Below are 24,257 nucleotides of genomic sequence, written 5' to 3'. Positions count from 1 at the left end.
GCTGTAACGATTCAATACAAAATTGATCTTGCAAAGATATTGCCTGTAAAGAGCGATGAGGCTGCCCCTTCGGCGGCCGGGGGGCTTTCGTGCATTTTCTTTTGCTCGTCTTGCTGAAGAGACACGTCTTCAATCCAGCGATCATCTTGGCAGCGCTTCTTGTCTACGGCGAAGGAATTAATCTTGCCGCAGCTCAGCAAATGTGCGGCCAGGCGCTGTCACAGTGCGACCTGCAGACCGACTCCGCATGCCTCGAGCGCACCTATGCGTGCGGTGAATATGATACCGTTATCCAGTCGCTCTTCGTCGAGCGGTTCGAACCGACGCCCGACCAGAAATACTTCGTCGGCGCATCGTTCTATGGCCGCCACATTCGCGAACGCGCTGCCGGCGTGCAGTGCGAGATGGTGAAGTTCGCGCGCGAATACCTGACCGACTACCTGTCCGGCGTCGAGGCCGAGTTCACCACCAGCGGCTCGTTCGGCACCATGCGCCAGATGGATCAAATCTATCATGCTGCGCAGATGCTGACCGACCTCGGCGACATCACCGGCTGCCCGGAATCGGCGCTGACACGCGCCACCGTCGAAGACATCGCCCGTAGCGAGGCCGTACGCTATGCACGCTCGGTGTTCCTGCAGCCGCCGCCGGAAGCTCGTTCGTCGTTCGAAACGCTGCAATTGGCGCTGAGAAGCTTCGTCAGTCGGGCGTCCGATCTCGAAACGGGGATCGCACTGCGCCGCGTCGAGATCAAGTCGGCCGAAACGCACCTGAAGGCGATCCGCGTCATTTTCGCTGATATCTTCGGACCGGTGACCGGGGCGGGCGCGACGCTGGTCGCCAACACCTCGATCCTCGACGGCCTGGCCGCGAAGACGACGCAGATGCTGCGCTCGGTGGAAGTGTCGGAGGGAGAATTCAAGCGGGCGCTCGGCAACGTCACGCCGGAGCAATACGCCAATCTCAATCGCAACACGGTCGCCAGCGCGGAGGATTTTCTCAAGGTCTCCGCCTTCCACATCAACATGATCGGGGTGCTGCTGCCGACCGATCCGGCAAAGCCCTTCTGGCGGCTGGACGCCGAGGTTCATGCCGACAACGCTGCCCAAGGCGCATTCAACGATCTCGCCAAGGTAAAGGCGGACTGGAAGGCGCACGGCGCGGCCACCGGCATCTGCGCCCAGGCGGGCGCTGCCGACAGGGTGTGGTACTGCCGATGACAAGCTTCCGAGCCATCGCGTTGTCCGTGATTGTCAGTTGCGTCCTGGCCGGCGCGGCCAGCGCCGCATCGATCCTGGAGCGCGCCTACACATCCGAGAAACTCGACGGTTTCTGGAACGCCACGCTCTCGAACGCAACGCCCGACGCCACCCGGTTCAGCCTGCTCGCCCCCGGTCCCGCCGCCGTCGAACCGAGCCACGAGGCGACGCAGCCCGATTTCGGCTTGCCCTTCACCGGCGAGGTGGTCGGTGAGGCGTCAGGGGCCTCTGGCGGCAGCCGTAGCGTCGGTTTCCCGGTCATCCCGCTTTCGGCCGATGACGCCTCGGTGCTGATGCGAAGGCTCGCTTGGTCAGAAATCTACCTCAGCCGCTACCGCTTCTTCGCCCCGATCTCGACCGACAGCGCCGATGAGCTCGCCGCGCTCGTCGGCCGACAATACGCCGCCGCCGTCGAAGCCTATCTGATTACAGGGCGGCTTTACTTCTCCGGGGCCGACCTGCCGGAGAAATGCCGGCACCTGACGCGGATGAACGAGATCAATGCCGGGCCTTTGTCGGGCGCCAGCCTGGATGCACTGCCCGCGGCCTGGCGTCCGCTGTTCCCGATCGTCGAGGCAGTGCGTGCTCGGCTCGGCTCGGACGCGCTGGCGAAACTGGTCTGTTCGGTCAAGCCGGTACGCGGGCGGGCCGAGACGACTGGCCTGATCGAGACGCGGGTGCGCGCGCAAATCGTCAAGGCGGTCAGGACGAAGGTCGACGACACGCTCAACCTGATGAACGCCGCTTCGACCGAATACCAGTCACTGGTCAACGAGATGGACGTGTCGATCAAGTCGGCCGAGGTGATGGAGCTGGAGCGTGTGCTCGGCAACGCGCAGGCCAACATGGTCCTCGTCAAGGAGGATCAGCTGAAAGCAGCCGAGACGATCGCCACGCTGCAGGCCGTCGACCTCTCCAGCCTCAACCAGCCGGAATCGCTGAAGGAGTTCGAAGACGGCAAGGCAAGGATGACGCAGATCGTCGGCCAGATAGAAGGCGTCATGACGGCTCTGTCCGGCCTCGCGCATGTCGTCGACGATCCGGCGATCACCGCCGAGCTTTCTTCCTGCGCAGGACTGGCCGGAGCGTATTCGAGGCTCGACCTCACGCTCGACACTGGCGCGCTGACCGCGACGATCAACGGCCCCTACGAGGACTGCATCAACCATGCCCGGGCGGTGGTCGGGCGGTTCCAGAATCCATCGCTTTCCAAGGCGCAGATGGCCGAACTTGCCCGGCACGTTCGCCAGATTTCCGAGGTCTTTCTGTCGACGGGGCAGCCATGAGACGGTTCATCCTGCTTTGCGGACTGGTCGCCAGCATCGTTTTCGGCGCTGCGGGAATGGCGCGCGGGCAGGACTGCATGGCGCTCGACGTCGACGCGGCGGCCGGCCATGCCGGCCAGCTGACGACGCTGCTCAAGATCGCCAATTTCCGCGCCGACGTGAAATACATGGGCGAGGTCGCCACCGAACTCGAACAGTTGCTGACGACTTGCGGCGACGAGGCGACCGGACGGCTGGCGATCGTGTGCGATTTCGACTGCCACCTGCAACTTGGACGCTATCGCCTGTTCCTCGCCGCCGACATGCCCTTCCTGTCGTCGGCGAGCGGCGTCAGCCGCAACGACACGCCCGTCTCGCCGCAAGCGGCGCAGGAATTCGGCCGGCAAGGCATCGAGATCGTCGACCGAGGCCTTCGCATTCTCGCCCGACAACAAGGCGGTGACCAAGGCACCGCGGCGGGAGCAGATGCGAGCTACCGCACCTTCGTGCGGCAGCTGACGGCCCTGTCCTCGTTGAAGATCCAGCTGCTGATGAACACCGGCGACGTCTGGTACCAGACCGTCTCGGAGGCACGCGTCAAGGCGCTCGACTTCCTGGTCAACGATACGCTGGGCGCCGTCGGAGGCGCTGGCCTCGACAGCCAACCCAACCTCTCCAAGGCCTACACCAATTACGAGGCCGCCATGTGGGTGCTGGTCGAGACGCAGATGGATATTCCGGGCGAGTCCACTTACGACGACCTGCGCGCCGACCTGCTGCTGCAGCAGAGCGACCTCGATGCGCGCATGGACAGCGTGCGCAAGGGCTTCCTGTTCCTCAACATCGACCCGATGCAGTTCACGACGATCCCGTTCGAGGAACTGCAGGAGGCCTTGACCGAGAGCGAGCAGCGGTTGACCGAGGTCGAGCGCAATGTCGAGGCGCTGGTCGAGCGGTGGTACGCCAACAAGGAAGGCGAAGCGACGCGCGCGCTCGACGAGGAGCGGACGATCCGCAGCCAGGAAGTCAACCTGATCGCCCACAAGATCGGCAAGCTGGAGCACGAAGCTCAGACCTTCGCCACCACCGTCCAGCAAGAGATCAACGCGGTCGACGCCGAGAAGGACACATTCGGCTATCGCCAGCAGATCAGGTCGCTGGAGATCGAGCTCGGCACCAAGATCGCCGAGTTCGAGAACCAGCGCCGTCAGATCAACGACAGGCAGGAACTCGACCTCATCGTCCTCTCCAAGGAGGCCGAAGTCGAGCGCCGCAACGAACTGCGCTGGCTACTGAACTGGGAAATGACGCAGATGAACCTCGATCTGCAGATTTCCTCGCTTGAAAGCCAGATCACCGAATATGCCCGCCAGACCGAGCGCAACGCCAACCAGCTCGAACAGGCGGTTCGCCAGCGGCAGATCCTTCAAACGCAGATCACCAACAACCAGAGTGCGATTGCCCGCGCCAATGACGCAATCACAGAACTGCAACTGCGCCAGACTGATCTCTATCAGCGCCGCCGGGCGGTCGACCGCGAGCAGCTTTGCGGCATCGAGAACCAGCTCGCCCTGATCGGAGATACGGCCGACCATCCGTTCACGCCGCTGCTCGCGGGCGAACAGGCATGCCAGACCGTGACGCCGGCCTTCACGCGCAACCAATACGTTGCCCAGATGTGCGGCCCGGACGGACAGTCGGGCCTCAGGGCCCAGCTCTTGAACTCGCAGACACAAGCTAAAGCGTTCCTGATGAAGTGCGTCATCGGCAGCGCCGACTTCGCCGATGTCGAGCCGCTGATCGCCGACCAGCAGATGATCACATCGAACATTTCGCTGCCGCAGGAACTTGCGAACGTCGATTGCGGTTCTTTTTCCCAGACAGAAACGGACTTCGCCAAGAAACTCTACGAAGCCGAGCGGGACCTCTATGCGAAGAGGAAGGCGGACCTTGAGGAAGCGCGTGACCAGGTCGACGGCCAGTTGTCGGAAGTGATCGCCTGGTTCGTCGCGTTCAACGGCACCACACAAGCCGCGCAGGTCATCCTGACTTCAGTGCATGCCGCCTACTCGGCCGCCGCGGCGGTCCCCGAAATCATCGTCTGCGCCTGCGGCCTGGCCAGCGGCGCCGGTACGAAGACCGACGTTTCGAAACCGGTCAGGGCGGCCTTGGAAGCGGCCCAATCGATCCTGTCGACGATCATCTCCACCGGCCAGATCACTCAGGCGAACATCAACGAAATCAATAGCATGAAACAGCGCCTCACGCAGTTGCGCCAGGCGATCGGGCAACTCGACCTCGACAAGGCGCTCAAGGCCCGGGCGCTGATCGACACGCACTTCCAACTCGCCGGCCGGCTGGCGCAAGGGGCCGAGGAGATCAAGGAACTGACGCTGCAGGGCTCGATGGCGGCGGTTGACTGCCAGAGCCAGGATCTCAGCATCGACGAGCAAGTGGCGCGGCTCAAGTCCGACCATGAACGCATACTCGCCGGGCTCGATCTTCAGGCGCGCGAGAACGACATGCTGAGTTTCCAGATCACTGACCAGCAGCGCACGATCGACCGGCTGACCAACGAGATCGCGATCCTCAATCTCGAACTCGACAAGCTGTCCCTGTCGGAAGCCCAGCTCAACCAGGACAATGCACGTGTCGCCGAACTGGTCGCGGCAACCAACGGCCGCATCGACCGCGTCCGCGCCGCGCAGACGACCGTGACAGGCCTCGCCGAGGAATCAAACGCCTCGACCAACCTGATCAACGAACTGCGCGACCGGCAGAAGGACAAGATGCTGGCACTGAACGATGCCGAACTCGCCTTCGTCGAGCAGCGCATCACGCAGTCGCGCGGCAACACCGAGGAACTCGTCGCGGGCCTGAACCAGGCCAAGGACCTTGGCCTGAAGAGCCGCGCGCTGCAGGACAGCATCCTGAAGTTCCAGAGCAACGTTCAGGCCGAGGTGACAAAGCAGCAGGAGGACATGACCAAGCTCGTCACCCAGATCGACGATCCGGCGACGCGCAAGAATCTGTTCATCGCGACCCAGGACACCATCGCCGACCTGATGAAGGGCATTCCCGAATATCTGGTGACCAAGCGGCGCGTGCTCGAGACCGCCAACCGGCTGATGCACCTGATGCGCCGCCGCTTTGAAGTGGTGCAGGCCTTCACCGGCGACGCGGCGACAGTGCCCGCGGTCTATGTGCGCAACGCAACCCAGCTCCAGGCGATGATCGACGACATCGTTGCCAAGCGCTTCTTCGACGAGCGGCAGATCAATATCGATGTCGCCCAGATCGTCGTGCCCGCCAATTCAGGTTTCGCCCGCAAGCTGGCGCTCGACGAGAATGTCGAGTTCGAGGTTTCCCCTTTCGCGTCGACTGACGCGCTGATGAAGGCAAACGGCTATTTCGCGCTGTGGGCGCCCAACAAATTCCGCGAGCGCAAGAACCTGACCCTGATCGATGTCTTCGCCGGCACCGACTACCAGTGCACGGGGGCGCAGTGGAACCGCTTCGCCCTGCAACACCGCGGCAGCGGTTTCGTCTTCAAGCCGCTGACCAAGGGATCAAGCGAGGTCCGCGCAGACATTTCGGTCGGGCCCGAGCGTGTCGCGTTGCAGACCTTCTTCAACCAGGCCGACAGTGGCGACGAGATCAGCCGGATCATCCGCTACTGGGTGCAGGATCGCTACCAGGCGCGCAAATTCCCGCGCGCGCCCGGACCGTCGAACGACACCAGCCTGATCCTGCCTTATCTCGGCGCGCCGCTGATCGGCTCGTACCGGCTGTCGCTGCAGCCGAGCGACTGCCCGTTCGACGGTGCCGTGTTCACCCTCTATTTCATCTTCGCGAGCGCCCCATGAGAGCCGTCGTCGCCATAGCAGCGCTCGGTCTGGCGCTCAGCACGACTGGAGCAGCCGCGCGCGACCTCTTCGTCGACAATCTCGCCGGCTATACGATCGAATCGCGCGTTCTCGACGCTCCCAACTGCGAGGGGCCGGCCATTCCGGACGGCACGCTGAAGACCTTCGAGCAAGGCCTCTGCGTCTTCCACCGCCCGGCCCGCAGTCCGAGCGACAGCGAACGTGCGGCCAACCTGATGCGGGAGGCGCAGACACGCGGACTGCCGCCCGTCCACCAGCAACTCGCCGGGCTGATTTCAGGCTTGGCGACCTGCGCCGAGGCGACACGTCACCTCGACGCCTACCGCGCTTCCGGCAACCAGAACCGGATGGAGCAGACGCTCTTCTGCCGCGACCGGCGGCACAGCCAGGCTGACCTGAACGCGATCGAATGGAACCATGCGCTGTTCGAATATGCCGACGGGCTCGCTTCGAACCGAACGCTCGACCAGAGGCTGGCCGAGATGAGCGCCTGCCAGGCCGGGCCCTTGAGCGCCGATTTCGATGCCCAGTGCGGCCTGATCTCCAATCTGTCCGACACCGAGATCGATGCCTTCGCCGACGGGGCTGCCGGCAAAGTGATCGAGAGCTACTTCGCCAGCGTCGAGAGCCCGATCACGGCGATGTTTTCCCGCAAGCTGAAACGAGCCGAGGGCCTGGTGCAGAGTTCGCGCGCCGGCATCGATGACATCAAGGCGGGCGCCGACACAGTGAACAAGGAATACGCCGCATTGAACCAGGTCTACGAGGCGGCGCGCGACACCAAGATGGGGCCGATCTACAACGCCTACCGCGAGGCGATCCTGAGGGCGACCTCGATCCTCGACGAGTTCGACCGGTGGAAGGGCGGGCTGTTCATAACCTCGGAAAACATCAACCTGATGCCGAAGATCACCGAACGATCGGGCGAGATCGCGGGCGAGAAGACGCGCGTCGACGGCCTCGCCTTCGAGGCCAAGGCGAGCGCGCTGGTCGGCGACATCAAGCGCATCATCAATGCCGACGCCGAGAACCGCGCCGCGGTCGCCGCCTTCTGCCGCATCTATTTCTGCGAACTGACCAACCGCCGGGCGATGGCCGACGTCATCCGGACCTGCCGTCGGCCGGCGCTTGCCAACAACCCGCTGTGCGTCGGCCAGAACGGGCAGATCACCAATGGAACTCTTACGGTCGACTTCCAAGGGCCGCATTCGATCACGGTCAAGGCGCTGTGCCAGTCAGCCGGCCTCGATCCGTTGATGACCGAGGTCAATATGGACCCCGCCCGCGCCGCAAGCTGCTTGAGCGAATTGAGATGAGACAGGCGGTCGTGTTGCTCACCCTGGTTCTCGCGGGCACGTCAGTGGCCCGCGCCGAGCCGCAGCTTGCCGCTTTCGTCACCGACCAGAACCACGACGTCTATGTCGCGCTTTTCGACGGCAAGGCAGTGGAACTCGCCGGCTGCTCCAGCCCGGGCCAGGCGAAAAGGTTGCTGCACCTGCCTGACACCGCGCTTGTCTCGGAGGCGACGCTCGCCAAGCTTCAAACTGAAAACAGTTTTGGGACGCAGCCGCGGCTGCCATGCCCCGGGACGGCATTCAATATCGACTGGCCGGCGACGACAGCTATCTGGGCCGATGTCGAGGCATCCGGCAACTACTATCTGCCTTCCCCCTCGGGCTCCGGCTATTTCGTCGTGCCCACCGCCTGTGCCGAGATCAAGGCGGCACTTGCCATCCGCGAGCGGCTGCAACTGCCCGGCGTGCTCCAGGGTTTTGCCGCGCCGCCCGATGTCGGGACACCGTTCGTACTCGATTGCGGGCGCGGCGATCTCGGCGGTCCATCGGACATAGCGGCGGCCAGCGTCGCCCGCTGGAGCCTGCACCGGTTCGAAACCTTCCTTAGCGCCGAAAGCATCGGCGACACGGTCTATGTCGTGCGTTACACGCCGCCGGGCGAAGGCGCTCGGCCCTCCTACCTGCCGATTGCGCGCCTCGACGGCAAGGCGACGCGCGACATCATCGCCGATGCGGCCGCGGCCGAAGCTGCGGAGACGAAGCTGCGGGCGTTCTTCGGCATCGACGAGGCCGAGGCGGTAACCTTGCTCGGCGCCGACGCGGTAGCGGCGCTTCGTTCGGCGCCCTTCGTCGACCTGTGTCTGTCGAACTGCGATGGCTATCAGCGCGAGCACGCGGCCTTCGCGCAGCCTGGCATCGACCTCGGCCTGTCGCCGCTGTCCGCTGGCCTGTCCATCACCTCGCTCGACCCCCTCGGCAACGCGCGGCTGGACTGGACCTTCGCGGAAGGCCGGACACTGTCCTTCACCGGTTGCCCACTTCTAACATCGGCGCTCGGCCTCTCCGCCCCCGGCATTGGCGACTGGATGGGCGAGACGGATCGCGCGCTGACCGCCGCTCCGCCGCCGGGTACCAGCTTCGACTGTCGGGGATCGGCCAGCGATACGTGCGTTCGCCGCGTCAATGATGGCGGTACGCTGACGCTGGCGCAATTCTCCTCCGAGGGCGATTGCGCCGGGCGGGCGAATCTCAGGCTCGAACTGCCCGCATCGGTCAAGACGCCGCAGACGCTGATCCTGAAGGGATTGCCGTTCAAGACCGTGCATATGGCGCCGGCCCCCGGCGTCGCCCGCACGCGGCTCGTCGGCACCGCCAACCGGGTGCCGGCCGGCACGTCGTCATGCATCCTGTCCGCGACCGGGGTGATCATCGTCGCGGACGGGTTGCCTCGGCTCGAACTCGAGCGGATCGACCTGGCGCGGGCGGCCGATCAAACGACCGACGAGGTCGTCGCCGTGATCGCGCAAAACGGCGCGGTCGCGCTCGACGATGTGACCATCGGCACCGTGGCGGATGGACTGTCACCGATGGCGCGCGGCGCGTCGCTGTGCCTGGCCGACCTTTATGCGCGCGGGCTCAGGGTCGAAGCGGACATGCTGGCCATCCAGGGCGTTCGGGCACGGCTGCTGATCTCTGCCCAAGCGCCGGTCCGCTCAACCCTTGTGCGCGCGCGTTTCGGCGCGGTGCTCACCTCCGACAGCCTGATGCGGATGGACTTCACCGACATCGCCGCAGCCAATCCGCTGGTGCTGCGCGGGGCGGTCGTGGCGGGCCGCTCGGACGGGCTCGCGCCGACGGCAGCAGGCCTTGCAGTCGGCTCCGCCATCCAGCTCGAGCGCGGTTCGTCGGCGAATTTCACCACCTCGACGGTGTCCGGCTTCCGCTGCGCGGTCAGTTTCGCCGACAGCGCCTCCAGCGTCAGTTTCCTGCTGCCGGGCAACGACATCGCACACGACAATACCAGCCGGGCCTGCGGGCCGGGCCGCTTCAGCCTTGTCGAATAAAGCGGAAGGAGGATTGGCAGATGAACCGTATCGCCCGATTGCTGCTCCACCTGCTGGCGCTGCTCGCGGTGATCCAAGCCGGCCCGGCCCGCGCCGAGGAACCGAAGGTCGTCCTGCTGGAAGACCCGACGCTGAACGCCACCCGCTTGCACTATCCCCTGCTCATCTCCGAAGGTCGCGGCTACCGTATCCGCTGCAACGACCAGGCAGACGAGGAAGCGGTGATCCGCGGACTGGGCTTTGCCACCGTCCCCTCGCAAGTGCTGACAGTCGTCGACAACGCTGTCATCGCGGCCGACCCAGCCGCCAATCCGCTGTTGTGTCCATCGGGCGAGAACTACCCGATCAAGGTCTTTGCGCATGATGGCGGCAGCGGCATCGTCTACTATCTGCAGTTCCCGACCGATTTCGGTTCGGCATCCCTTTCCGACCAACTCTACATTCCCGGCTGCGGGCCTTTGGTCGAGGGACTGAAGCTCGACCTCAATCAGGCGATCGACGCCGACCCGACCCCATTCTTCGCCGGAAAGGTCCATACCATCGCATGCGTTGCGGGGCCGCCGGTTGTCGGAAGGACGACGACCTTCGTCAGTTGGTGCATCAAGGATGACCTTGATCCGGCCCAACAGGCGACGGTCGAGCAACTGCTCGACCTGACACCCGGCGGCGCCGCGGCCCTTGGCAATCCGGTGGCGTGTGCAAGCGCACAGGATTTTCTCGCGTCGAGCACGACGCTCGACCTCGCCGGGCGACGGCTGACAAACCTCGAGCCGCTGGCGACACTTACCCATCTGACGAGCCTGACCTTGTCCGGCAATGAAATTACCGACATGCGCGACCTGGAAAAGCTGACCAAGCTTACGTTCCTCGACCTGTCGCGCAATCGGATCAGCAACATCAGCGTGACGGCGGTGATGAAGGATCTGGCCGAGGCCGACCTCAGCTCCAACCAGATCGCCGATCTACGGCCGCTCGCCTCGGCACGGGCGCTGACCCGGCTGGTTCTGGCCAGCAACAAGATCGTCGACGTGTCGCCACTACGGTTTCTGCAAGAGCTCACCGCGCTTGACCTGTCGAAGAACCGGATCACGGATGCGCGTCCCTTGATGAGCCTGACCAAACTCGCCGCTCCGAACCTGCGCGCAAACCGCCTGGCCACGGCGCAATCCGTCAGCGCCATCCTGCCATTCAATCCATCGCTGGACGGCAATCCGGTCTGTATCAGTCGACCCGAGCAATCGACCGTGGCCTCCGGCAAGATTTTTGAAGCCTGCATCACGGCAGTGAAGGAAGGCGACGTGGTGCTGGCAAACATGCAGACCGGCAAGTGCCTGGCTGTGGCCGAGGGGCGCCTCGACAACAACGCCCCGGCCGTCCAGTTCAATTGCGACGGCGACCAGTGGCGTCGCTGGAAACTGGTCGAGACGGATGATGGTTTTCAGCTGCAGAACGTACGGACCGGAAAATGCCTGACGATTGCCGGCGGGGTCAGCACCGATAACAACGTCCCTGCCCTCCAATTCGACTGCGACCGGGACGCATCGCGACATTGGAAGCTGACCGCAACCGGCGACGGCTTCCAGGCTGAAAACGTGCAGACGGGGAAATGCCTGACCATTGCCGGCGGGGAGAGCACCGACGACGACGTCCCTGCCCTCCAGTTCAACTGCGACCGCCATCCGTCGCGTTTCTGGAGCATCCGGGCGGCTGACCCCGAGGTAATGCTGGTGAACCGACAAACCGAAAGGTGCCTTTCGGTCGCGGAAGGACGAACCGACAACAACGCACCGACGGTGCAATTCGACTGCAACGGCAGTCAATGGCAGCGCTGGAGGCTGGTTGAGACAGGCGACGGATTCCAAGTGGCGAACGTCCAGACGGGCAAGTGCCTGACGATTGCCGGCGGGATCAGCACCGAAAACAACATCCCGGCCCTGCAGTTCAACTGTGACAGCGACCCTTCGCGCCGCTGGAACCTGGTCGAGACGCGCGACGGCGTTCAGGCGGAAAACGCCCAGACGGGCAAGTGCCTGACCATTGCCGGCGGAGTGAGCAACTTGAACAACATCCCGGCCCTTCAGTTCACCTGCGACCGCGATCCGTCAGGCTACTGGACCATCAAGGCGGCGGACGAGAGGTAGTGCTGCCAGTCGCCCGGGCTGATTGAGCCGCATCGATCAGCCTGAGCTCGAAAGGAGAGATCCGATGAACCGCATCGCCCAATTGCTCCTTGTTGTGGTCATGATCGTGGCCGCCGGCACCGGCCCGGCCCGCGCGGACGAGCCGAAGGTTGTGCTGTTCGAGGATCCGGGGCTGGAGGCTAACCGGCTGCATTATCCGCTGCTTATCTCGGACGGGCGCGGCTACCGCATCCGCTGCAAGGATCAGGCGGACGAGGAAGCGGTGATCCGCGGACTTGGGTTCGCGACGGTTCCTTCGGAGGTACTGACCGCCGTCGACAGCGCGATCGTCGCCGCGGATCCCGCCGCCAATCCACTGCTGTGCCCGTCGGGCGACACATATCCGATCAAGGTTTTCGCGCACGATAGTGGCAGCGGCCTCGTCTACTACCTGCAATTCCCCTCCGACTTCGGCGCAACGACTTTTTCCGACCGGCTCTACATTCCGAGCTGCGCGCCCCTGGTCACCGAGCTGAAGCTCAATCTCGACCAGGCTCTGAACGCCGACCCAACGCCGTTCTTCGCCGGTAAGATCCACACCATCACGTGCCTCTCCGGCGCGCCGCTGGTCGACAAGCCGACGACCTTCGCAAAGTGGTGCGTCAAGGGCGACCGCACGCCGGCTGAAACCGCGACCGTGATGGCGGTGCTCGATTCAACGCCCGGCGGGGTCTCGGCGCTCGGCGACCCTGCCGCCTGCGCCGCGGCACAGGCCTTTCTGGAATCGATCACAACGCTGAACCTGAACGGCAAGGGCGTGCAGTCGATCGAGCCGATTGCCGTGCTGAAGAACCTCACGAGCCTGTCGATCGCCGACAATTCGATCACCGACCTCGGGCCGCTGACCAAGCTCAAGACGCTGACCTTCCTCGACATTTCCGGCAATCACGTCGGCAACATCAACGCGCTGGCGCCGCTCATCGCGCTGACGCGAGCCGACGTCTCCGACAACGACATCATCGACATCCGCGCCCTGTCGGCGCTGGCGCTGCTCACCAACCTTACGCTCGACAACAACAAGATCGCCAGCCTTGAGCCGCTGCAATTCCTGCAGGCGCTCTCGACACTGTCCATCGCCAACAATGGACTGACAGGCGACATGCTCGATCCGCTCAGCGCCCTCGGCGGCCTGACCAGCCTCAACCTCGCCAACAACAAGATCGAGACCTTCGCCAATCTCGGCAGCTTCCCCTCGACGCTGGCCATCAACCTCAGCGGCAATCCAATCGTCTCGGACGGCGGGCAGAGCTTCGTTGACCTGTGCGTGCTGCATCGCGACGCGCCGACCCCGCTTGGGCAGACCATCCGCGCCATGGTCGAATTGGAGGGCGGCGGCACGTGCGCCGCGGTCGGCAACAATCTGCTGGCAACCACGGCGCTCGACCTTTCGTCGAAGATCGTCAGCGACCTGCGTCCGCTCGCGACCTTGCCGCAACTCACCTCGCTCAACCTGTCGAGCAATGCCATCACCGACGTCGCGCCGCTTTCCGGCCTGACCAACCTCGGCATACTCAACCTGTCAAAGAATTCGATCGTCAATGTCAGGCCGCTGGCAGCGCTGTCGGGCCTGATCAATCTCGATCTTTCCGACAATCCCGTGCAGGCGACCGACTTCCTGTCGGCATGCCTGATGCGGAACCAGACTGACTTTCTGACTCCCGCGCAAGCCACGGAAGTGAATGCGCTGCTTTCGATCTCGGGCAAGGCTGCCTGCGGCAAAGCCTACGACGATCTCAATTCACGCCAGTTCGCCGACGCGAAGAACCGTGGGTTGACCAGCGTCTCGCTCTTCCCGGTGATGGCCAATCTCATCTCCATCGACCTGTCCGACAACCAGTTGTCCGACGTCTCGGCGCTGTCTGCGATACCGGGGCTGACGAAGCTTTGGATCCGCAACAACCAGATCCCCTCGATCCAGGGCGTCCTGCAACTGCGCCGCCTCGAACAACTGAGCATCGACGGCAATCCCGTGTCGAACCTGATCGGCATCGGGATGCTCAACAAACTGACCAAACTCTATTTCTCGAACACACACGTGCAATCCGTGACGCCGTTGGCCGACCTGCCGCTGCTCGACGACGCCGGTATGCGCAACCTGCCGCTGCAATACGCCAGCTTCGCTGAATACTGCATCGTCTACCGGTTCGATTCGATCGCGCTCGGCGACGCGCGAGGCTTCATGGCGGCACTCGACAGCCGCATGCAGGCCGATCACGTCGATAGCGCCGACTGCAGCGCTGCGCAGAGCTGGGCGCAGTCACTGACCAGCCTGACGCTGAACAAGAAGTCGATCATCGCCGTCAACCCCGTGGTCCATTTTCGGGCGCTGGGAGAACTTAACCTGTTCGACAATGTGATCACCGACGCGTCCCCGATCGCTTCGCTGACGGGACTCCAGAAACTGAACCTCGCCACCAACCGGCTGTCGGCGATCCCGCGCTTCAGCTCGAGCGGGCTCAAATACATCTATCTGAACGACAATCAGATCACCGACGTCGGCAATCTGTCGAACATGCCGGCGTTGTCGAATGTCGATCTGCGCAACAATCGGGTCTTCAATGCGCTGCCGCTCGGCTCGCTTCCGGCACTGTCGATCGTCGATCTGCGAGGCAACCGGATCGAGAACTTCGTTCACGTTCATCCGGTGATCGGAAAGTCCTATCTCGGCAACAATCCGATCTGCTCGTTCCCGCAGCCGCTCACCCCGCAAGTCGCCGAAGCCTGCAAGCGCGAGCCGCCGCGCATCTGGGACGTCAATATTCACGTGTTCGATGAGATTGCCGTCCAGCCTTTGGTCGTCTGTCCGCGTCCCAGCTGCCTGCAGCTCCAGCCCCACGTCATCGTGGGCCCGCTCATTCACCAGTAATGCCTGCACCCGGAGGTAGTCCCATGTTCGCCAAGACCCTTACCGCCCTCGCAGCCCTGACCGCTGGCGCCGCAGTACTCGGCTCCCCGGCTCGCGCCGAAGACAAATCAGCGACATCGATCGTGCAGTTGCCCGCCGCGGGCGGCACCGTCACGCAGGAGGAAGGCAGCTTCTCGCTGAACAACAATACGGGATCGGCGAACTTCAGCCTGCCACTACCAACCCTGCCGACGCGTGGCCAGTTCGGGCCGCAGATGAGCCTCACCTACAGCCAGTTCGCGGGCGATACCGGCAACGGGCTCGGCATCGGCTGGCGGTTCAACACCCAGGAGATCGCCGTCAACGACGATCTCGGCACGGCCGTGCCCGGCACCAAGCCGGGCGGCGATTTCTTCTCCCGCCTGTCCTACATGGGCACGCGGCTCGTGTTTCTCGGAAACCAGAACGGCGTCTGGGAATACAAGCCCGAATACGCCGAGGATTTCGTCAAGATTCTCTATCACACCGGCGCGTTCGACGTCGTTTCGCTCGACCTGTCAGGCGGCCTGCACACCGACACCATCCCCTCCGGCTTCGACGTGACCAACGCCGATGGAACGCGGCTGATCTTCAGCGGCGATCCCTCCGTGGCGGAGGGCAATTTCGACATAGCCAAGCCCTACGTGACGAAATGGCCGCTGGTCCTGCAGCTCAACGCCAACCGCGAAGCCGTCCGCTACGACTACCAGCGTTTCGGTGGACGCAGCTACCTGACAAAGGCCAGCTTCGCCGGCGGTCAGAGCAGCTACCAGTTCGACTTGATCGAGACGCAATCGACCCTCGTCAGCCACACCAATGGCAGCAAACAGGAGAACGCCCGGCTTTACGGCAAGGTGACGGCGAAATTCAAGGACACCGTCTACGCCCAATGGTGCATGGGATATGTCGGCCGTGACACCAATGACACCTCGAAGTTCGTCGTCAGAGCGCATCCGGACTGCCTGGCGAAGGCTCAGGCAGACCTGACGCCGCTCATCGACACGCAGTCAGTCAATGTGCTCGACCAACTGCGGGTGCTCTATCGGTATGGCGACACCGGCGGCGGGGCTCTGGCGCAATCGACGCTGAAGTTCCCGGACATCAATTTCGGCTATTCGTCGTGGACAAGCGCCGAACTGGCGTCGCGCCCCGTCGTGTTCGAAGCGCCGAAGATGGCGTTCGCCGGCGACATCCCCCCTCAGAATTTCGAATTGGCCGACCTCAACATGGATGCACTGGTCGACATCGTGCAGACCAAGGATGACGGCGCGACCGTGCATCTCGGCAGCGGCGACCTGAACAGCGCCTTCGGCGACACCACCCAACTCGTGCTGTCGCGTCCGACCGAGGCCGGACTGATGCGCCAGATCGCGCCCCGGCTCACCGACAATCGCTTCGCTTTTGCCGACATCCTTGGCGACAGCTTCGTCGATATCGTCGAAATCGAAGACGGGCTGATGCACGTCTATGACGGCAAGGCCGATGGGACCTTCCCTTATCTCGGCCGCTCGATTCCGCTGCCCGGCGTCTCGCCGACGACATTCGCGGGCGGCAACGGCCGCTTCGCCGACGTTAATATGGACAGCCTGTCCGACATCGTCACGACGCGCCTCAACGCTGATGGCCGCACCGAATGGCGGATATTTCTCAATCTCACCCGGCGCCAGCCCGATGGCGGTTACAGCGTCAATTTCGGCGCGCTGACCAAGGCGTTCCCATTCAACAGCCAGGACGGCCAGATACTCGGCCGCAACAACGTGCGGATGGTCGACATCAATGGCGACCGGCTGCCCGATCTCGTCGTCATCCGTCCAGCCGACCAGGGCTTCTGCCTCTACGAAAACCAGGGCAACATCTTCTCGACGGACCCGAATGCCCTGCTGTTTGGCGACGCCGCGATCAACGATCCGGTCTGCGGTCACGGCACCTTCTCGAAGATTGGCGGCATGCAGCCCGGCGAGAACCTCGCCACGATGTGGTACATCGACGCCAATGGCGACGGCATCATCGATTTCGCGTCGATGGGCGAGCGCACCGACCAGATGCGCATCTGGCTCGGCTTCGGCGACGGGACCTACCTGAAGGATCCGCTCAGCATCGCGCTCAATCTGCGGGTTCAACTCGGCACGTCGACACAGACCTTCGCCTCGCGCGTCGCCGACATCGACGGCGACGGCCAGACCGAAATCATCGTGTTCCAGAAACCGTCCGGTGACGAGGTGAAGCCCGTCGTCATCATCGACTTCAACCGAACCGCAACCATGCAACTCGTCAAAGCGAACCTGTTGACGGTTGTCGACTTCGATTCCGGACGCCGGCACGACATTCGCTATGCGACCTCGATCGACGAGATGCTGCGCGACCGCGCCAACGGCCAGCCGACGCGCAACCTGCATTTCCCTGTTGTCGTCGCCAAGCAACTCGTCACGTCGCAGGGCATACCCGGCCAGGTTCGCGCCCAGGTGCAGACGGACGAATATTTCTACCACAATCCCTTCTATGACGTGATCAATCGCCGCTTCATCGGCTTCTCGGAGGTCGAGAAGGTCGCTTACGGCGATGAGAACGCGGCCGGCCAGCGCGTCACGCAGCGTTCCCGCCTCGATCGCGAACAGTATTACACCTTCGCGGAGAGGGCGGCCGACCTGAACCTTGCCGGCAAGCTGAAGATCCGCAAGACATACGAAGTAAAGCCCGAGGCGACGCTCGTCGCGAGCGCTGAGACAACCGAGACGCTCGATCCGTCAGCGGCGGCGCTGCACTCGCTGTCGACCGCTACGCGCAGCCAGAAGCTGCCGACGACCGGCATGATGCTGAAATGCGAATCGTCGGTATGGGAGGCATTTTCGCGTGGCGACGGTTCGTCCTATCTGAGGAAGGTCAAGGACACGCTGACCGAATCCGCAGGTCAGGCCGAGCAGCAGGATCCGGCCGATCCCGAATGCAAGGATCCGGTCAAGACCCAGTCCTATGCCGACTTCGACGCGTTCAACATGGCAGCGTCGGAGACGGTCCGGGTGCGAGACGTCCCTGGCCCGGAAAACCTTACAGTTCCCGGTTTCAGCCGCACGACCCAGACAGACTACGCTCAGTCGCGCACCGATCTCGCGGCGCTCGGCATCGTCAATGCCGCGTCCGAGCGGCGTATCCTCGCCGGGACGCGGCTGCTCAGCCGCGAGAGCTTCACCTACCTGCCGAATTCCGGCGGCAGGATGGGATCGCGCTCGCTTGAGGTCCTTTCAGGCCTGGGCGCGCTGCCGCCCGCACTGGAGCAGTTCCGCAGCGCCAGCCGCAAGCTGGCGAAGACGATGGGTTATGATGTTTTCGGCAACAGCATTTCGGTTGCCGACGAATTCGGAACGACCGAGCTTGCGGTCTACGACGCCACCGGCACGCTGCTGCTTAGCCACACCAAGCCGTCCGGTGTCGCAGCAGAACTCGACCAGACGACGAAGATGACCTACGACGGCCCGCGGCAGGGTGCGGTCGCGACGACTACTAGCCCGCTGGGAATGGTCCTTACGACCAGCTACGACGCGCTCGGACGCAAGACCCGCGAAGCGGCCGCAGACGGCGCCGAGAAGTTCTATACCTACAAGATCGGCGAGAATGGACGACCGTCGCTGATCCTGACCGCCCGCCGGCGCTACGCGAGCGCTGCCGAGACACCGGAGGGAGAGAGCGAGTTCATAGCCGATCTCGCCGCCTATGATGCGCGCAGCCAGAAGATCGCCGACCTCGAGAACGTCGCGGAAGGCGGCGTGCGGGTGTTCCATTTCTCGCTCTACAACCGAAACGCGAAGCAGGTCTTCCGCTGGACGCCCTTCGTGGTGAAGAGCTTCGGCGGGGTCGACGACTTGAACCTGCAAAAAGTTTTCGATCTTGGCGAAATTCCGCGCCCGGATCACGAAGTCGGCAACGCATACACCTACGACGCAGCCGATCGGATGGTCCGTGAAACCCACCCTTCGGGAAAGATATCCGACATGGACTTCGGTCCGTGGGGCACGCACACCGTCACAACCTACAATGATCAGTTCGACGGCACCGTTCACAGCGGCGAGTACTCCTTGCGCAACGAGAATGGTGTGACTGCCTTCGTCGCCACCGACGGCAATGGTACGACACATATCTCCCGTTTTGTGCGCGATACATTTGGCTATTTGAGCGAGATCTGGCTACCAGGCGAAGCAACGCCTCGGAAGCTTATCTACAACTCGGTCGGCGATATCGAATTCCAGGCGATCCCCGGGATGGGCGACCGATACGCCTTCTATGACGGGCGCGGCAGGCAGTCGGTGATCGCTCGCGTGGGAACCAATGGCGAAAGCTCGATCCAGACTTACACCTACGACTTCCTCAACCGAAAACTCACCGAAGTGAACGACGGCGTCCTTCACCTCGAATATCAGTACGACAGAGGTGTCCAGGTCGCATCCGCGGCCGGTTTCGACACGCCGATCGATCTACCGCTCGGAGACACGACGCAGATTACCATTCACGATCCCAACGGCGCGTTCGATGCGATCCAGCGTTACGCGTATGACCGGAACGGCCGGATGGTGACGCATGAAGTGGAGATTAACGGCGCGAAATACGCCGACCATTTCCACCATACGCTCGACGGACGCATCGATTCGTCCGAGGGTCCGCGCGGCCTGACGTCGAAATTCGCGCTGGGGCCGGACAAGAACCTGCGGTCGGTGACGGTCACGCATCCCGATTTTTCGGAGTCCCAAAAAATCATCGAGAATATCACCTACAATGCCGAGTCGCGCATCGAGCGGGTCGATTACCGCCTCGGCGCATTCACGCAGATGTCGTACGATCCGGCGACCCTGTTCCTCACCCACATCGTAACGCAGGCCGGAGACAAGCCGTTGCAGGATCTGACCATGACCTTCAACGGCAATGGATCGATCACCCAGATCGTCGATGGACTGCCGCAAGGCGCGGGCGATCAGGGGCATGTCGACCGGTCTGGAACGTTCCACTACAATTTCAAGAACGAGCTCGTCCGCATCGATCGCTACGGCCAGCCGGCCGAATTCGCCTATTCACCCGCCGGAACGTTCGCGCGCAATGACGAGTTGGAACCTGGCGCGCCAATCGCGCCAGCGACTGGTTCGGCAACAGGGCTCATACCGACTGGAACCGCGGCAAAGCCCTATGCTTTCGACGGATTCGCGCAGTTGGCAAAATCGCCGACATTGACCGGGACGGTGTTCGACATCAACGGACGGCTGATCCGCGCGCAGACGGCAACGAACGAAGTGCTCTACGGCTACGACCAGACCGGTCGTCGCCTCTACAAGAAGGTGACGCCGACGAATGGGCCGGAACAGCTCTATCTCTACCCGGTCGAGACGTTCGAAATCGGCCCCAAAGGCGAGGAGAGCTACGTCAACATCGCCGACTCCAAGCTTGTGCGGCTGGAACATGGCACAGGCAAGTGGTTCTACTACCTGAAGGATCACATTGAGAGCAGCGACTACGTCATTGCTTCAGACGGCGTCCCGGTCGAGCAGATGCTCTACAAAGCCTACGGCACGGAACATAAGCCCGAGATGCTGTCTCCCGCCTGGGCGACGCATCTGACGGATGTCGCGGCCGACCTGCCGCGTGAAAAGACCCATCATCGTTTCACCGGCAAGTATCTCGATGACGACACAGGCCTCTACTACTATGGTGCCCGATACTACGATCCGGCGCTCGGACGCTTCATCTCGCCCGATCCGCTGTATGTCGGTGATCCAGAGCGATGCACGAGCAACCCAACGTCGTGCAATCTATTCGCCTACGCCAACAACAACCCGATGGCCTTCGTCGACCCAACAGGTCTCAAGGAGATCGTGGCCGACGATGCTGCCTACAAACGCCAGGTGGAGCAAGATCTACAGCGAACCGACCCAACTGCTCGTGTCGACAGCAAGACCGGCGAAGTGTCGCAAAGCTTCCTGCATGGCGTTTGGCTGGACGTGAAGAGCTTCGTTACCGGGTCGAATTCGTTCGACGCGGGCCGCGAGCTCACGCGCCGGGTGATCGACGACCCGCAGACGACCACGATTACGAATGTCGCTGGCCACACTGAAGCCGACGTGAAGGATCCGAAAACCAACCCGGAGACGACCGCCGGGGACGTCGTCATCAGGTATGACCCGGCGACAGCGAGAACTCGAACCTCGGATGAATTCGACAAGTCGACGGGCAAAGTTGTGCTCGATGCGCCGGCAGATCCGGGTATCGTGCTGGCGCACGAACAGATTCACGCCACGCACATGATGGCCGGTAAGGACACCGGCATGGCAGAAGTCCGCTATACCGGTGTCGACGGCAAGCCATACAAAGCCCCTGACGCCGAAGCTCGCACCGTCGGAGTCGGCGGTACGATGCGGACGGACGACATAACAGAGAACCAGTTGCGGGACATGCTCGGTATCAGGCCGCGCAACAACTACTAGTGGTGGCTGGTCGCCATAGAGGAATGGAGGCATGACATGCTCAAGAACCGATGGCTTCCGGCCATTCTCGCCGGGGTCACACTCATGACCGCAGCGACAGTTTCGACGCAATCGATGGGCGAGGAAGTTCGACCGCCGGCTGCTGTGCCATTGGACTTCCTGGCCTGGATCGATCGCGATCGGGCCTGGCTGGAGCAGCAGATTCTCGCGATCAGCGGCTCCAGCAGTATCAAGATCGGCGCTACCGCGCTTGAGACCACGGACCTTGACGCGCTGAAGGCGGCCAACCGCATACGGACCTTCGCCTACCTCGCGGCCAAGGGGCTGCGGCCCCCCTATTTCGATCTGCAGGTGGCGGCCGCGGATAGAACGGTCCGGTGCATTACAAAGTATCCGACTAGCATTGCCCCCGACATCGGGCCGATGGACTTCGCGAGGGCGTCGTTTCCGGCGGAGGCCGCCGACCAAACCGAACTGAAATCCTGCACGGTCGCAGGCAAGGGTGGAGACTATGCCGAGCTTAACCGGGCGGCCTTTCGCGATCACTACTTCAACGCGTCAGGCACATTGAAGCCGGAATTCCGGGACCTGCGCGACGATTCTGCTTTCAAGGCCAAGGCGATCGACGAGGGCTTCTTCCTGACCACGGAGGACTATAGCGGCCTGCTGCAGCTGGATCTGCGGTAGGCGGCTAGAACGTAGCAGGCACAATGGCCGCGCCGGTGAAGGCAAGCCAGACCGCCGCTCTGTCCCGCGGCCTGGCTGCTGAGCAGCCAGGCGTCACATCGCGAAAGCTGAGCTCCGTCATGATTTGGGTGTCGAGCGCCAGCCGCCCGTTGCGTGCGCCGCCGCGGCGATTGTCTGATGCCTGAAGGAGACTTGGTTGCCCGAGGGAGACTTGGCGTAAGAGTGTCTACTCCACGCCTGTGGCCGGCACCCCGAAGACGCACCATACCCCGGCCTTCTTGGTCGCTTCAAGCGGATGCACCACAGTCGTACGTGCGCTGAACGTGACGACCGCGAAGGAGCCTGCCGCCCCGGGCCATTCAGTGCGGGTCCAATAATCGGTTTCGCTGCGCTCGAGCGGTGGCAGCTTGTATTCCGCGAACGCGTCGTGCTGCCTTGGCCAGTCCGCCGAATCGAGACTGGTCAGTTCCGCCATCGTCGGAAGCTGCCAGCCCATGTCGCCGTTCGGACCGCCTTGTCCGAGGGTAGCACAGTGCCCCATCGCATCGCTCAGCGTGAGCGGCTGATCAAGCCTGTCCAGCCTGGCGACAAGGCATGTGCGCTGGTCGACAAAGGCCTTGCCCTCATGCTCAGCGAGCAGCCAGAAATTCTGGTCACTCAGCGGCTGGCGGGTCAGTTTGTGGACGGTGCCACATGGTTCGGCCTGGGATGGCGGCACTGACACCATGGCGAAAAGGGCAAGCGCAGCGTTGAAAGTCGCAAGAGACGCTATCCGAAACATGCCTTCCTCCTCGCTGGTTTGGCATCATGACGGGCGTTCGATATGGCAACCGGATAAGTATACTTGAAGCGGCGAACAATGGAAAGTCCTATCACTTCCCGATGCGTCAACTTTTCAGGTAGATATCAGCCCGCTGGCTACTAATTTAAATTAAATCACAACGAACAACGGCGCAGCCACTACCCCAAACCAATTACGAAAAATCAATAATCTGATCGGATCGATTTCTCTGCCGATAATCCATCAGCCCTTCAACGTGAAGTGCCAGGCAGAGTGACGAAGATCTCGTCGGCATCATGGTCACGATGACAAGGCAAACTTACTCTAAGTTTGGCTCTGGTTGATCAAAGAATGGTCGTCGACGGTCACGGCGTTCGTCCTTAGGGTGCGACCGAACAATCCCACAATCATCCTTCTGGCTGGAACCTCGGCCAGATGCAGTGCGGTTGATGCGGCGAGAACCGTAATCAGAAAGACCCCAATCGCCGTCCGCTGCGACACCCCTTCCAAGATCTGTGGGTGCATGACAAAAAACCTGATGACGAGTTGGTGTGTCAGGTAAATGGCGAACGAAATCTCGCCAAGGAACCTCACGGGGCGGCAGGCGAGCACCTTCGCCAACGGCCCGGTGCTCGATGCGAGAATAATGAGCAGCAAGGCCGCCGGCACGACAGGGGAAAGTGTCTGGGCCGTCCAATACTGCATAGCACCCGAGCGCATGAAGGGCTGCAGGATCGCGTTGATCCAGCCGGATCCCCAAATCAGCAGCAGGACGCCGATCAACTCGATCGCGGCCCATGTGCCAAAGCGAAGATGGGCAAGACGGTCGCGGAAGCGCGTCCACAGCAACGCCGCCGTCATGCCGAGGCAGAATTCGAAGACCCTTGCGACCGGGTTGACCATCACGATGCCCTGGATGACGGCATCTTTTCCGCCACTGTAAAAAGGCAGTCCGAGTTGCCAGGCAAGGAGACCCATCGCCGAAGAGGCGACAAAGCATGCGGCGAGTTTCCAAGGCCATGTCGATTCGAAATTGCGGATCAGAAATGGGAAAACGAGATAAAAACTCATCTCGGTTGAGATGCTCCAGCTGACCGCATTGTAGCTGAAAAAGTAATCGCCGGTCGGAATCCAGCTTTGCAGCAACAAGGCATTTGCGAGGAAATACGGAGCCGCGAATGGCACGCCTAGCGCGACTGCCGCCAGCAATGTCACCAGATGAGCTGGCAAAATCCTGGCAATTCTGCCGATATAGAACTGACGTGTTTCGCCCGGCTTATTGAGAGCAGGATAGGAATAGGTCAGTACGAACCCTGACAAGACAAAGAAGACGGTGACGCCATTGGCGAGGTTCCAGCCTTGAAACGCAGTGGGCGATACACCGAAACTCCCCTGGATGTGATGGAGTACAATGGCAAAAGCGGCGAAGAACCGCAGTCCAGTGAGCGGAAAGATCAACGCCTTCGGATGTATTTGTCCGCCCATACTCGCTCGC

11 protein-coding genes are annotated in these 24,257 nt (G+C 62.5%); 9 read left to right on the top strand and 2 right to left on the bottom strand.

Annotated features, from left to right (window positions below):
- Positions 1-89: 89 nt before the first annotated feature.
- The 9 genes from AC1DZU_RS21975 (at position 90) to AC1DZU_RS21935 (ending at position 21,981) form a co-directional block, all read left to right on the top strand.
- On the top strand, positions 90-1,220 hold the full coding sequence (locus AC1DZU_RS21975; RefSeq protein ID WP_477288277.1) for a hypothetical protein: 1,131 nt from the start codon (positions 90-92) through the stop codon (positions 1,218-1,220).
- Positions 1,217-2,545 carry a hypothetical protein gene (locus tag AC1DZU_RS21970; protein ID WP_477288275.1) on the top strand — a complete coding sequence of 443 codons (1,329 nt, stop codon included), beginning with the start codon at positions 1,217-1,219 and terminating at the stop codon, positions 2,543-2,545. The genes AC1DZU_RS21975 and AC1DZU_RS21970 overlap by 4 nt, the downstream gene beginning before the upstream one ends.
- The gene (locus AC1DZU_RS21965) at positions 2,542-6,390 is read left to right on the top strand and encodes a coiled-coil domain-containing protein (protein ID WP_477288273.1); all 3,849 of its coding nucleotides are present in this window, start codon (positions 2,542-2,544) and stop codon (positions 6,388-6,390) included. The genes AC1DZU_RS21970 and AC1DZU_RS21965 overlap by 4 nt, the downstream gene beginning before the upstream one ends.
- On the top strand, positions 6,387-7,727 hold the full coding sequence (locus tag AC1DZU_RS21960; RefSeq protein WP_477288271.1) for a hypothetical protein: 1,341 nt from the start codon (positions 6,387-6,389) through the stop codon (positions 7,725-7,727). The genes AC1DZU_RS21965 and AC1DZU_RS21960 overlap by 4 nt, the downstream gene beginning before the upstream one ends.
- A complete protein-coding gene (locus tag AC1DZU_RS21955) occupies positions 7,724-9,769 on the top strand; it encodes a hypothetical protein (protein ID WP_477288270.1) in 2,046 nt (681 codons plus the stop codon). The genes AC1DZU_RS21960 and AC1DZU_RS21955 overlap by 4 nt, the downstream gene beginning before the upstream one ends.
- A 20-nt stretch (positions 9,770-9,789) precedes the next feature.
- On the top strand, positions 9,790-11,910 hold the full coding sequence (locus AC1DZU_RS21950) for an RICIN domain-containing protein (protein WP_477288268.1): 2,121 nt from the start codon (positions 9,790-9,792) through the stop codon (positions 11,908-11,910).
- A gap of 64 nt (positions 11,911-11,974) precedes the next feature.
- Positions 11,975-14,815: a leucine-rich repeat domain-containing protein gene (locus AC1DZU_RS21945; protein ID WP_477288266.1), complete on the top strand. Its 2,841-nt coding sequence runs from the start codon at positions 11,975-11,977 to the stop codon at positions 14,813-14,815.
- A gap of 23 nt (positions 14,816-14,838) precedes the next feature.
- Positions 14,839-21,294, top strand: coding sequence for an RHS repeat-associated core domain-containing protein (locus AC1DZU_RS21940; protein WP_477288264.1), 6,456 nt, complete (start codon positions 14,839-14,841; stop codon positions 21,292-21,294).
- Positions 21,295-21,330: 36 nt separating this feature from the next.
- Positions 21,331-21,981, top strand: a complete 651-nt coding sequence (locus tag AC1DZU_RS21935) for a hypothetical protein (RefSeq protein ID WP_477288262.1) — start codon at positions 21,331-21,333, stop codon at positions 21,979-21,981.
- A gap of 226 nt (positions 21,982-22,207) precedes the next feature.
- Here AC1DZU_RS21935 and AC1DZU_RS21930 read toward each other — a convergent pair whose 3' ends face one another.
- Together AC1DZU_RS21930 and AC1DZU_RS21925 are read right to left on the bottom strand one after the other, a co-directional pair.
- Entirely contained in the window at positions 22,208-22,762 is a 555-nt protein-coding gene (locus tag AC1DZU_RS21930; protein ID WP_477288260.1) for an Lcl domain-containing protein, read from the bottom strand.
- Positions 22,763-23,086: 324 nt separating this feature from the next.
- A complete protein-coding gene (locus AC1DZU_RS21925; protein ID WP_477288258.1) occupies positions 23,087-24,247 on the bottom strand; it encodes an acyltransferase family protein in 1,161 nt (386 codons plus the stop codon).
- Positions 24,248-24,257 lie beyond the last annotated feature (10 nt).

This window comes from Mesorhizobium sp. P2_A12 (assembly GCF_056405075.1).
This window is presented reverse-complemented; position numbering and strand designations above follow the sequence as displayed.